Here is a 12,367-nt window from a genome sequence, read left to right as displayed (position 1 = left end):
GATCACGAGGAACTGCAGCGTGACGGAGATGGACCCGGTGGCGAACCCGCGGCGCTTGAAGTAGCGCACGTCGAGCAGCGGGTCGGAGGCGCGTAGCTCGACCAGGACGAAGGACACGACGCTCACCGCCGAGACGACGAGGGCGACGACGACGAGGGGTTCACTGAACGAGGTGTGCGCCCCCTCGATGAGCCCGAAGACCACCCCTCCGACGGCCAGTGCGGAGAAGAGCGCGCCCGGAAAGTCCAGCCGCCCCTGACGGGAGGCGACGGATTCGCCGATCGTGAAGGCGGCGGTCAACACCAGTAGACCGATCGCGGAGTTCACGACGAAGATCGACTTCCAGGACCACACCTGGAGCATGAGCCCGGATCCCACAAGGCCCACGATCCCGCCGATGCCGGCAAATCCGGCCCACACGCCCACCGCGGAACCGCGCTTCTCCGGCGGGAAACTGGCCGTGAGCAGCGAGAGCGTGGAGGGCATGACGAAGGCCGCGCCCACGCCGGCGATGGCGCGCAGGATGATGAGCCACAGCGGCGTGTCGAGCCACAGTGGCAGTACCGAGGAGACGGTGAACACAGCCAGCCCCACGATGAGGGTGGCGCGGCGGCCGAACCTGTCGCCGAGCGCGCCGGCGGTGAGGACGAGTCCGGCCAGGGCGAGGGTGTAGGAATCGACGATCCAGGTCAGTTCGGCCTGGGTGGCCCCAACGGCCACGGCGATGTCGGGCAGCGAGGTGTAGAGCGCGGACATCGTGGCAACGACCAGCGACACCGCGACCATGTTGACGAACAACAGCCATCGCCGCTGTCCTGCGGTCAGTTCCAGCACGGCGTCTCCCTGGGTCGGGTGGTGTGGCGCCACGGACTGACGCAACAAGAAACGCTACCGTCGGTATCGCTTCGCGACAACCACCGTAACGCACGACCAAATGACGGGGCGGTCCACAATGGGGTCCATGTCCTCGACAACCGACCCGCGACGAGCACGCTCGCGCGGCAAGCTGCTCGACGCCGCCGCGGACCTCCTGGTCTCCGGTGGCGCCGCCGCCGTGACGGTGGAGGCGGTGACGCGTCTGTCGGGCGTCGCGCGGACCACGCTGTACCGCAACTTCCCCTCGACGGACTCGCTCATCGCCGCGGCCTTCCGACGCCTGCTGCCGACCCCGGAGCCGCCGCCCGCGGACCTGCCGGTGCGGGACCAGCTGATCCACCTGTGCACCGATCTGACCCGCCTCGTCCAGACCGTGCCGATGCAGCAGTCGATGCTCGGCTGGCTGGCCATGGGCCGCGGAGCGTCCGACGACGACGAGGTGGGCGAGCTCCGCCGCGGAGTCGTGGACACGTACGCCGCGCCCCTGCACGAGGTCCTCTCCGCCGCGGAGGCGGACGGGTCGCTGGCCCCCGGCGACCGCGACCTGGCGGTGGGTCAGCTCGCCGGCCCGGTGGTGCTGGCCCGCATCATCGGCCTGCGCCCGTACACGCCCGAGGATGTCGAACGCCTCGTCGACGACTTCCTGCGCGGCCGTCAGCCGAAGAGCCAACCATGAACGGGAACGCTACATCTGTCGAGGTCGGCGCGATTGTGCTCACCGGCGGCCGCGCGAGCCGGCTGGGCGGCGTGGACAAAGCCCGGCTCCCTGTGGCCGGACAGCCGATGGTCGAGACAGTCCTGCGCGCCGCGCGGGCGGTCGCGGGCCCGGTCGTCACGGTTGGTCCGGGCGGCGACACCCGCGAGGAGCCACCGCATTCCGGGCCCGTGGCGGGGATCGCGGCGGGGTTGCCGTTGCTGCCGGGTGAGGTCGACGTCGTCGTCGTCGTGGCCTGTGACCTGCCCGGACTCGACGCCGAAACCCTGGCCGCGCTCGTAGATTCCGTGCGCACCGCGCGCGCCGAATCCGCACCCAGCACGTTCTCGGCCGCGCTGGGCGTCGACGCAACCGGCCACGACCAGTACCTCCTGGCCGCGTGGGACCGCCGCGCCCTCGCCGCGCGACTGGACGCCCTGGAGCGGTCCGGCGGCGTGGGCGGGCGACCTGTCAGAGCGCTGTACGACGACGACAACAACGACACCGCCGACTACGACGACATCGCCGGCGCCTTTCTCCGCGTGTATGTGGGCGATCACGCCCTCGACGTGGACACCTGGTCCGACCTCGCCGCACGCGGTCCGGTGGCGCTCGCGCACGTCGGCCCGGTTCTGGCCGCAGGACTGGAGACCGTACCGGCGACGGAGCACGCACCCTTCGACGCGGTGGGTTCGGTACTCGCGGCACCGCTCGTCGCAGCGGAGGCGATGCCGCGCGGACGGGTATCGGCGATGGACGGCTACGCGCTCGCCGGATCCGGACCATGGCGGCTGACCGGGGCGGCACGGCGCGCGGGGGACGAATCCGCGGCGAGCCTGGAGCCCGGCTGCGCCGCACCGATCGCGACCGGCGCACTGGCACCAACTGGCACCGACCGCGTTCTGCGGCACGAACTGGTCAAGGTCTTAGGCTCCGCCAGCCCCGCTGCTGACACCTCCCCCTCCCCCGGTGCCGCTCCCGGTGCTGCTTCCGGCGCCGCTCCCGCACTGGTCACGGCCCTGCCCGCGGCCGAAGGCGTGAACGACCTGCGGCCCGTCGGCGAGGACTGGCTGACCGGGCACGATCTCGCCCCGCCTGGCACGGTGCTCGACGCGGCACTGGCCTCGGCGGCGCTGTCGGCGGGGCTGACGAAGGGCTCCGTTCGCGGCCCGGTGCGGGCGACGGTCGTGACCACCGGCGACGAGGTCATGCCCGCCTCCACACCATCTCCGCTGCCGGACGGCCGGATCCGCGACACGGTGGGCCCGCTGCTCGGCGCGGTGCTCGCGCGCGCGGGCTTCGCGGCCGGTTCGCACCCTGCCGCCCACACTGCGACCATCGGGCACTACCCCGCCCGCCCCACGGATGTGGAGCACTGCCCCGACACCGAGGCGGATTTCGAATCACTCCTCCACCGACCGCGCGCGGCCGGGGACGTCCTGGTACTGGTCGGAGCCACCGGGCGCGGCGTGGCCGACCATCTGCGGCCGGCGCTCGAGCGGGCCGGGGCGCGGATCTTGATCGACGGGGTCCGGGTGCGGCCAGGCGGGTCGCAGATCGTCGCGATGCTGCCCGGCGGCGGCATCCTGCTGGGGCTGCCGGGCAATCCGCTGGCGGCGGTGTGCGCCGCCGCGACGACCGGTCGGGCCCTGGTCGACGCCCTCACAGGCCGGCAGCGGAACCCTATGCTCGTGACCGGGCCGGGCCTCGCGGGCCTGCCCGCCGCGGGCCGGGCGCGGATCCTCCCCGCCCGCCCCGACGGCGCCGGCGGTTGGTCTATCGCCGGACAGATTCGTACCGCCCACCTGGCCGATCTCGCCGGATCGCCATCGCTGGCACTGCTCCCGGAGGCCTACGGTGGCGATGCGCCGGTCGAGCTGGTCGACTGGATCTGACACCGCGCCCGGTGACCCCGACTCCCCTGTCCGCAGCGGCGAGCGTTATCCACTCGTCGTAGTTGTCGCACTCGATGGCCTCTTCCGGGCGATGTTCCTGATCCCACAGGACAGTCTGCTCTCCGGCAAGGGGCGCCGGGACAGGGCGATATCAACAGGCCGTCGTCGTGGGCACGATGCTGTTGCGCACCGACGAGGCTGACACCTCGCCCACCTACCTACAAGCGCTGGGAAATCCGGCCTTCACCGAGACGGTCCTCACCCGGACCACTTTAATGCGAGTCTAAAACTCGCATTTATGCGATCATGGACCGGTGAATATCTCCCGACACTCCGACCTGGCGTTACGCACCCTGATGCTCCTCGCCGTGGGCGACCGGGACGGCGACCGAATGACCGCGGGGGCGATCGCTAGTTCGGTGAACGCCTCACCCAGCCACATCGCCAAGATCGTCTCGCGACTCGTCTCCCTCGAGGTGATCGCCTCGCGCCGCGGCCGCGGGGGCGGCCTGCAGATCACCGAATCCGGTCGGCACCACTCCGTGGGGACCCTACTGCGCACCCTCGAGGGCCCCGGCGAGTCGGTCGAGTGCGAAGGCGAACAGCCCTGCCCGCTGTCCGCGAACTGCAGGCTCCGGCGCGGCTTCGCCGACGCGCGCGAGGCGTTCTTCGCCACCCTCGACCCACTTACCGTGGACGACATCGTCCACTCCCCCACCCGGCAGGTGCTCCTCACCCTGGAGCCACGTTTCACCCCGAGCGGAGACAACGATGGAAATTCGCGTCACTGACGACTGTGACGGCTACGGCCGCTGCGCAGATCTCGCCCCCGAGGTCTTCAGCGTGCCCGAGGAACCGGACTACCAGACCACGGTTCTGCGGCCGACGATCGACGAGGAGGCGGAGGAGGAACTGGCCGCCCGAGCGATCGCCGCGATCCAGCAATGCCCCAAGCGCGCACTGGTGACCGACCTTGACGTGCGCTTCTGACGATCTACATCTGTATAGAGTAAATACCCAGTCCAAGTAGGTATTCGAACTCACTCGCTCTGAATGTGTATCGCTGGATGACTGTCTGGCAGGCTCGGAATCGCGCCCCCTACACCCGTAGGGAGCAGGTCCGGAAAGGCTGCCATGACCACGTCACTGATCTCCCTCGAGTCGATCCTCGCCCACCCCCGGGAGCTCTCCCCGAACAACGCCCAGATCATCCGCGAGACGCTGCCGGTCATCGGCGCGAACATCGACAAGATCACGCCGCTGTTCTACGAGAAGATGTTCGGCGCGCACCCCGAGCTGATCCGTGACACCTTCAACCGTGGCAACCAGAAGCTGGGCGCCCAGCAGCGCGCCCTGGCTGCCTCAATCGCCACCTTCGCCACGATGCTCGTCGACGGCAAGAGCCCCGTCGACCTGCTCTCGCGCATCGGGCATAAGCACGCGAGCCTCGGCATCACCGAGGACCAGTACCAGATCGTCCACGACAACCTGTTCGCCGCGATCGTCGACGTACTCAGAGAGGCCGTCACCCCGGCGGTCGCCGAGGCCTGGGACGAGGTCTACTGGATCATGGCCGGCGTCCTTATCGGCTTCGAGAAGGAGCTCTACGCCGAGGCGCGCGTCGAGCCGGGCGACGTGTTCCGCACCGCCACGATCATTGCCCGCGAGGACGTCACGGACTCGGTCGCCGTCTTCACCCTCGGCGGGCCCGACGGCGAGGACCTGCCCGACTTCCGCGCTGGCCAGTACACCTCCGTCGGCGTGGTCCTGCCCGACGGCGCCCGCCAGCTGCGCCAGTACTCGCTGTCCACGGCTTCCGGCGACGGCACGTGGCGGATCGCCGTCCGCCGCGTGGACCCCGCCACGGGCGGCTGCCCCGCCGGCGAGGTCTCCGGCTGGCTGCACGCCACGGCGAAGGTCGGCACGACCCTGCAGGTCACGCTCCCGTTCGGCGATCTCGTGCTGGACCAGGCTGCCACCCTGTCCGATACCGCACCGGTGGTGCTGTGCTCTGCCGGAATCGGGATCACGCCGATGCTCGGAATGCTCGCCCAGCTCGCCGCGGACGAGTCCTCGCGCCGCGTACTCGTCCTGCACGCCGACCGCTCCCCCGACCAGCACGTGCTGGCCACTGAAGTCTCCGGCGAGGCCTCGCTGCTCGCCGACGCGGAGGTCCACACCTGGTACGAGGACGGGGCTGAGACAGTCACCGGTCCGGGCACGGTCCACCACGGCTACATGGACTTGTCGAAGGTTGCGCTGCCGGCCGGCGCGCACGTGTTCCTCTGCGGCTCCAGCGGATTCCTGCAGGCGGTCCGCCCGGCCCTCCTCTCAGCCGGCGTCCCGGAAGAGCGGCTCCACGCCGAACTCTTTGCGCCCAACGATTGGCTCGTCTGAGCCGATGATGTGGCGGGCGGGGCCGGTTCGCCGACCGGCCCCGCTCGCGTCATCAATGAGTACATCTCCCTCCCCCAGTGTATTTGCCGGGTAACGAACTCTCGGCCATTCGCCGAACTCGCCACGGCACCACCATGGTCTGACGCACACTCCAAATACGGGCCGAGTTCGCCTCCCCGCTGCCCGCGACCGCGAGACTCTGACGTGAAAGGGCTGATCGTGTCCTCCAACCTCGACTCCGTGAACGCCGACCCCTCGACCCCACCTGCCCTCGATCCGAAGAAAGCGAACCTGGTTCTGGCTCTGTCCTTCACCGGATTCCTGCTGACCTTCTGGGCGTGGGCACTCATGGGCCCGCTGGGCGCCACCTACAAGGAAGAGTTGGGACTGTCGTCCTTCCAGCAGTCCCTGGTGGTGGCCCTGCCCGTGGTGGTCGGCTCACTCGGCCGAATCCCGGTGGGCGCGCTCACCGACCGTCTCGGCGGCCGCACGATGTTCCCGCTGATCGCGGCGTTGACGATCATTCCCACGCTGTTCGTCGGCTTTGTCGACAACAGTCTGACCGTCCTGCTCATCGGCGGATTCTTCCTCGGTATCGGCGGCACCTCCTTCGCGGTAGGCGTCCCCACCGTCAACTCGTGGTTCCCTCCCCACCGCCGCGGCACGGCGATCGGTATCTTCGGCGCCGGCATGGGCGGCACCGCGGTCGCGGCGTTCACCACGCTGCGCATCCGTGACGCCTTTGGCGACCAGGCGCCGTTCATCCTCGTGGCGGTCCTGCTCGCGATCTACGCGGTCGTGGCGCGGATGTTGTTTCAGAACTCCCCCAACTGGGTACCCGCTCAGGGCAACTGGGTGGTCAAGGCCGCGTCCACGCTCGCCAAGCCCGTGACCCTCAAACTGGCCTGGCTGTACGCGATGGGATTCGGCGGGTTTGTGGCGTTCTCCGTCTACCTGCCCACCTATCTGCACAACTTCTACGAGTTGGACATCGAGGACGCCGCGCTGCGCACCGCGATCTTCGTGGTGGTCGCGGTTGCGTGCCGCCCCCTCGGTGGCGCGCTCGCGGACAAGTTCGACGGCGGCTGGGTACTGGTGGCCAGCTACACCGTCACCGGGCTCATGGCCGCGGCCGCCTCCGAGAAGATGCCGCTCGTGGGTCTGGACGGCAGCTTCTACCCGGTCGGCACCGGGGTGTTTCTCCTCATGGCGGCCTCGCTGGGCGTCGCCTCCGGGGCGGCGTCCGCCCTGGCCGCGGGGTGGGCCGCCCCGGCGGCGGTCGGCCCCGTGCCGGGCGTCGTGGGGGCGGGGGGCGGGCTGGGCGGGTTCGCCCCGCCACTGCTGCTCGGCTACTTCTGGACCGCCGACAGCAATTACCGCACCGGTCTGCTCCTCCTGTTCGCCCTCTCCATCGTCACCGCAGCACTCACCTGGCTGTGGTTCCTCCGCACCAGTCGCAGCGCGTCCACCGCCACGGAAAGGACACCGGCATGACCAGCATCGACTCCCCTCGCTCCGCCTCGCCCTCACCGGAGGGCCACCGGGGTTCCGCCCCGACCCGGGGCTCGGGCAAGCTGGACGGCCCCGCGTCCGACGCCCTCCTCAAGGCCGGTCGCTTCTTCCGCCGCGGCGAGGCCTCCGACGACAATCGCGACTACCCGCTGGAGGGCGGCCGCCAGTCGGACATCTTCTACCGCGACCGTTGGAGCCACGACAAGGTGGTCCGCTCCACCCACGGCGTCAACTGCACGGGCTCCTGCTCCTGGAAGGTATACGTCAAGGAGGGGATCATCACCTGGGAGGCGCAGCAGACCGACTACCCGGACATCGGCGACGACATGCCGGGTTACGAGCCCCGCGGCTGTCCCCGAGGCGCGGCCTTCTCCTGGTACACCTACTCGCCCACGCGGGTGCGCTACCCGTACATCCGCGGCCGCCTGCTCGAGTTGTGGCGCGCGGCCCGCGCCGAGCACGCCGACCCGGTGGACGCCTGGGGTTCGATCGTCGAGGACAGTCAGAAGACCGCTTGGTACAAGCGCGCCCGTGGCAAGGGTGGCCTGGTCCGCGCCCGCTGGGAGGACGCCCTCGAGATCGCGGCGGCCGCGCACGTCTACACGGCCAAGACGGTGGGCCCGGACCGGGTGGCGGGCTTCTCCCCGATCCCGGCGATGTCCATGGCGTCGTTCGGCGCCGGCTCTCGGTTCGTGGAGCTGTTCGGCGGCTCCATGCTCTCGTTCTACGACTGGTACGCCGACCTCCCGGTGGCCTCTCCGCAGGTGTTCGGCGACCAGACCGACGTGCCCGAATCCGCGGACTGGTTCAACTCGTCGTACCTGATCATGTGGGGTTCCAACGTCCCCGTCACCCGCACGCCGGACGCCCACTTCATGACCGAGGCCCGCTACAAGGGCCAGAAGGTCGTGGTGGTCTCGCCGGACTACGCGGACAACACCAAGTTCGCCGACGAGTGGCTGCATCCGCACCCGGGCACGGACGGCGCGCTGGCCATGTCGATGGTCCACGTGGTGCTCACCGAGTTCTACGCCAGGCGGTCCACGCCCGAGTTCGAGGCGTATGCCAAGAAGTTCACCGACCTGCCGTTCCTGGTCACGCTGCGCACGCGCGAGGACGGCACGGTTCTGCCGCACAAGTTCGTCACCGCGAACATGGTCGCCGACGGCGTGCTGGCGGAGGATCCCGGCGAGAACGCGGCCAACAAGACGGTCCTGCTCGACGCGGTGACGGGCCGGCCGGTGGTGCCGGGCGGCACCCTGGGTCACCGCTACGGCGAGCAGGGCAAGGGCGACTGGAACCTGGATCTGGGCGAGGTCGACCCGGCACTGTCGGTGTTGGAGACGCGCGAGGGCACCGTCGAGGTGACGTTGCCGCGCTTCGACACCACGCGGGGTGACGCCGACACCATCGTGCGCGGGGTGCCCTACCGGACCCTCAAGGTCCGGGGCGCCGCCAACGTCAACGACGACGACGACACCACCGTCGACATCCGCGTAACAACCGTCCTCGATCTGATGATGGCTCAGTTCGGTGTGTCCCGGGAGGGGCTGCCTGGCGAGTGGCCGACCGGCTACGACGACCTGCATCCCTACACCCCGGCGTGGCAGGAGGAGCACACCGGAGTTCCGGCGGTGCAGGCCGAGCGGATCGGGCGGGAGTTCGCCCGCAATGCGCTCGAGTCGGGCGGTCGCTCGATGATCCTCATGGGTGCCGGCACCAACCACTGGTTCCACTCGGATCTGATCTACCGCGCCTTCCTCGCGCTGACGATCCTCACCGGCACGCAGGGCGTCAACGGCGGCGGCTGGGCACACTACGTCGGCCAGGAGAAGGTCCGCCCGCTGACCGGCTTCCAGCAGGTCGCGATGGGTCTGGACTGGTCACGACCCCCGCGGCAGATGATCTCCACGGCCTTCTTCTACCTGCACACAGGGCAGTGGAAGTACGACGCGTACGGCGCGGACGTTCTGGCAGCCCCGACCGGAGAGAAACGCTTCGCGGGAATGAGCACACCGGACCTGGTGGCCATGTCGGCGCGGCTGGGCTGGATGCCGTCGTTCCCGACGTTCTCCGAGAATCCGCTCGATCTTGGCGACGAGGCCGCAGCGGCCGGGGTCTCCGCAGCGGACCACGTGATCAGCCGGATCAAGGACGGGTCCATGCGGTTCGCCGCCGAGGACCCGGACGGTCCCGGCAACGCGCCCAAGGTCCTCACGGTGTGGCGTTCCAACCTGCTGGGTTCCTCGGCCAAGGGCGACGAGTACTTCCTCCAGCACCTGCTGGGCACCGACTCGTCGCTGCGTGCGGACCAGGCCCCGGAAGGTCATCGCGGCCGCGACATGGTGTGGCGGGAGGATGCCCAGGACGGCAAGCTCGACCTGCTCACCACCCTCGACTTCCGCATGACCTCCACGACCCTGTTCTCCGACCTCGTGTTCCCCGCGGCCACCTGGTACGAGAAGCACGACCTGTCGTCGACAGACATGCACCCGTTCGTCCACTCGTTCAACGCCGCCATTTCGCCGCCGTGGGAGACCAAGACCGACTTCGAGACGTTCCGCCTGCTGGCCGACAAGGTCTCCGAACTCAGCCACGGCCACCTCGACACCCGTACCGACGTGGTTGCGGTTCCGTTGACGCACGACACCCCGGACGCCCTGGCCAACCCGGGCGGCACGGTGTCGGACTGGAAGGACGGCTCGTGCGAGCCGGTGCCGGGGCAGAACTTCCCCAAGATCGTGGCGGTCGAGCGCGACTACCGGCTCCTGGGCGAGAAGTTCGGCGCCCTCGGCCCACTCGCCGAGAAGGTGGGCATGCCGGTCAAGGGCCTCATGCTCCACCCTGACGAGGAGATCGGCGTCCTGCTCAAGGCAAACGGCGAGACCCGCAAGGGCGTCGGCAAGGGCCGGCCGCGCCTGGACACCGACATCCGCATGTGCGAGGCCATTCTCGCTCTGTCCGGGACCACCAACGGCCGGCTCGCCACCCAGGGCTTCGAGCAACTCGAGGAACGTACCGGCCGAGAACTGGCCGACCTGTCCCGCGGTGAGGCCGGCAAGCGCATCACCTTTGCCGACACGCAGTCGCGCCCGCAGCCGGTCATCACCTCCCCCGAGTGGTCCGGCTCGGAGCACGGCGGCCGTCGCTACAGCGCGTTCGTCATCAACGTCGAGCGGCTCAAGCCCTGGCACACACTCACCGGGCGCATGCAGTTCTTCATGGACCACGACTGGATGGCCGAGGTGGGCGAGCAGCTGCCCGTCTACCGACCACCGCTGAACATGCACGAGTTGTACGGCGAGCCGGTTCTCGGCTCGGGAGGCGGCGCCGAGCTGACGGTCCGCTATCTCACCCCGCACAACAAGTGGTCCATCCACTCCGAGTACCAGGACAACCTCCTCATGCTCAGCCTGTCCCGCGGCGGGCCGACCATCTGGATGAGCAAGGAGGACGCGGAGCTCATCGGAGTGACCGACAACGACTGGGTGGAGGCGGTGAATCGCAACGGCGTCGTCGTCGCCCGCGCCGTGGTCTCCCACCGGATGCCCTCCGGCACGGTCTACATGCACCACGCCCAGGACCGCACCATCGACGTCCCCATCGCCGAGGCGTCAGGCAAACGCGGCGGCATCCACAACTCCGCCACGCGGATCCTCATCAAACCCAGCCACCTGATCGGCGGATACGCCCACTTCAACTACGCGTTCAACTACATCGGCCCAACCGGAAACCAACGCGACGAGGTGACGGTCATCCGTCGTCGCTCGCAGGAGGTGCAGTACTGATGCGAGTCATGGCCCAGATGTCCATGGTGATGAACCTGGACAAGTGCATCGGATGTCACACATGTTCGGTGACCTGTAAGCAGGCCTGGACCAACCGGTCCGGCACCGAGTACGTGTGGTGGAACAACGTCGAGACACGCCCCGGCCTCGGCTACCCGCGCACCTACGAGGACCAGGAGCGGTGGAAGGGTGGCTGGGAGCTCGGCAAGAACGGCCGGCTGCGGCTCAAGGCCGGCGGCCGCGTGAAGAAGCTGATGCAGATCTTCTCGAGCCCCACCATGCCGTCGCTGGACGACTATTACGAGCCGTGGACCTACGACTACGACATGCTCATCTCCTCCCCGCTGCAGGAGCACACGCCGGTTGCCCGGCCGTACTCACTGATCAGCGGCGAGCCCATGAAGATCACGTGGTCCGCCAACTGGGACGACGACCTGGGCGGCTCGCCCACCCACATGAAGGACGACCCGATCCTCGCCAAGGTTTCCCAGGAGATCAAGGCGGAGTTCGAGGAGACCTTCATGTTCTACCTGCCGCGCATCTGCGAACACTGCCTCAACCCGTCATGTGTGTCCTCGTGCCCCTCCGGCGCGATGTACAAGCGCGTCGAGGACGGCATTGTGCTGGTCGACCAGGACAAGTGCCGCGGCTGGCGCCAGTGTGTGACCGGCTGCCCGTACAAGAAGGTGTACTTCAACCACCGCACGGGCAAGGCCGAGAAATGTACGTTCTGCTTCCCACGCATCGAGGTGGGCATCCCCACCGTGTGCTCGGAGACCTGTGTGGGCCGGCTGCGCTACATCGGCCTGGTCCTGTACGACGCGGACAAGGTCCTCGAGGCCGCGTCCGTGCCGGACGAGCACGACCTGCTGGCAGCCCAGCGCGAATGCTTCCTCGACCCGAACGACCCGGAGGTCATCGCGGCCGCCCATGCGGCCGGGATCCCCTCCGACTGGATCGAGGCCGCCCAGCGGTCGCCAATCTGGCAGCTGATCTCCCGGTTCGAGGTGGCGCTGCCGCCGCACCCGGCGTACCGCCCCATGCCCATGGTCTGGTACATCCCGCCGCTGAGCCCCATCGTCGACAAGGTCGCGGCCGCCGGTGGCGACGGCGAGGACTCGGACACCCTGTTTGGCGCCATCGACACCATGCGCATCCCGATGGAGTACCTGGCGGAGCTGTTCACCGCCGGGGACGTGGACACC

9 protein-coding genes and 1 pseudogene are annotated in these 12,367 nt (G+C 69.0%); 9 read left to right on the top strand and 1 reads right to left on the bottom strand.

Annotation, left to right across the window (positions count from 1 at the left end):
* On the bottom strand, window positions 1-834 hold an 834-nt coding region (locus Q0444_RS09890), incomplete at its 3' end, for an MFS transporter (RefSeq protein WP_299023129.1).
* A 127-nt stretch (window positions 835-961) separates the two neighbouring features.
* Here Q0444_RS09890 and Q0444_RS09885 point away from each other — a divergent pair.
* From Q0444_RS09885 to narH, 9 genes and pseudogenes are all read left to right on the top strand, one after another.
* Window positions 962-1,552 (top strand): TetR/AcrR family transcriptional regulator, encoded by a 591-nt coding sequence (locus tag Q0444_RS09885; protein ID WP_299023127.1) that lies wholly within the window; start codon window positions 962-964, stop codon window positions 1,550-1,552.
* Window positions 1,549-3,465 (top strand): NTP transferase domain-containing protein, encoded by a 1,917-nt coding sequence (locus tag Q0444_RS09880; RefSeq protein WP_299023125.1) that lies wholly within the window; start codon window positions 1,549-1,551, stop codon window positions 3,463-3,465. The genes Q0444_RS09885 and Q0444_RS09880 overlap by 4 nt, the downstream gene beginning before the upstream one ends.
* A 167-nt stretch (window positions 3,466-3,632) precedes the next feature.
* Window positions 3,633-3,731, top strand: a pseudogene (locus Q0444_RS09875) (nitronate monooxygenase); the annotation flags it as partial.
* A gap of 48 nt (window positions 3,732-3,779) precedes the next feature.
* A complete protein-coding gene (locus Q0444_RS09870; RefSeq protein ID WP_291079406.1) occupies window positions 3,780-4,256 on the top strand; it encodes an Rrf2 family transcriptional regulator in 477 nt (158 codons plus the stop codon).
* The gene (locus Q0444_RS09865; RefSeq protein WP_291079407.1) at window positions 4,237-4,455 is read left to right on the top strand and encodes a ferredoxin; all 219 of its coding nucleotides are present in this window, start codon (window positions 4,237-4,239) and stop codon (window positions 4,453-4,455) included. Before Q0444_RS09870 ends, Q0444_RS09865 begins: the two co-directional genes overlap by 20 nt.
* 144 nt (window positions 4,456-4,599) lie before the next feature.
* Window positions 4,600-5,862, top strand: coding sequence for an FAD-binding oxidoreductase (locus Q0444_RS09860; RefSeq protein ID WP_299023122.1), 1,263 nt, complete (start codon window positions 4,600-4,602; stop codon window positions 5,860-5,862).
* A gap of 219 nt (window positions 5,863-6,081) precedes the next feature.
* Entirely contained in the window at window positions 6,082-7,356 is a 1,275-nt protein-coding gene (locus Q0444_RS09855; protein ID WP_299023120.1) for a nitrate/nitrite transporter, read from the top strand.
* Window positions 7,353-11,162, top strand: coding sequence for a nitrate reductase subunit alpha (locus Q0444_RS09850; protein WP_299023118.1), 3,810 nt, complete (start codon window positions 7,353-7,355; stop codon window positions 11,160-11,162). Before Q0444_RS09855 ends, Q0444_RS09850 begins: the two co-directional genes overlap by 4 nt.
* Window positions 11,162-12,367: nitrate reductase subunit beta (narH, locus tag Q0444_RS09845; RefSeq protein WP_299023116.1), on the top strand; the 1,206-nt coding region annotated here is incomplete at its 3' end. The genes Q0444_RS09850 and narH, both read left to right, overlap by 1 nt.

Source organism: uncultured Dietzia sp. (assembly GCF_937873725.1).
In the GTDB taxonomy this organism is placed as follows: domain Bacteria; phylum Actinomycetota; class Actinomycetes; order Mycobacteriales; family Mycobacteriaceae; genus Dietzia.
This window is presented reverse-complemented; position numbering and strand designations above follow the sequence as displayed.

Bases quoted from the DNA above. Each gene is read 5' to 3' on its own strand.
- Q0444_RS09880 (WP_299023125.1), top strand. From the start codon at position 1,549: ATGAACGGGAACGCTACATCTGTCGAGGTCGGCGCGATTGTGCTCACC.
- Q0444_RS09860 (WP_299023122.1), top strand. From the start codon at position 4,600: ATGACCACGTCACTGATCTCCCTCGAGTCGATCCTCGCCCACCCCCGG.
- Q0444_RS09865 (WP_291079407.1), top strand. From the start codon at position 4,237: ATGGAAATTCGCGTCACTGACGACTGTGACGGCTACGGCCGCTGCGCA.
- Q0444_RS09850 (WP_299023118.1), top strand. From the start codon at position 7,353: ATGACCAGCATCGACTCCCCTCGCTCCGCCTCGCCCTCACCGGAGGGC.
- Q0444_RS09885 (WP_299023127.1), top strand. From the start codon at position 962: ATGTCCTCGACAACCGACCCGCGACGAGCACGCTCGCGCGGCAAGCTG.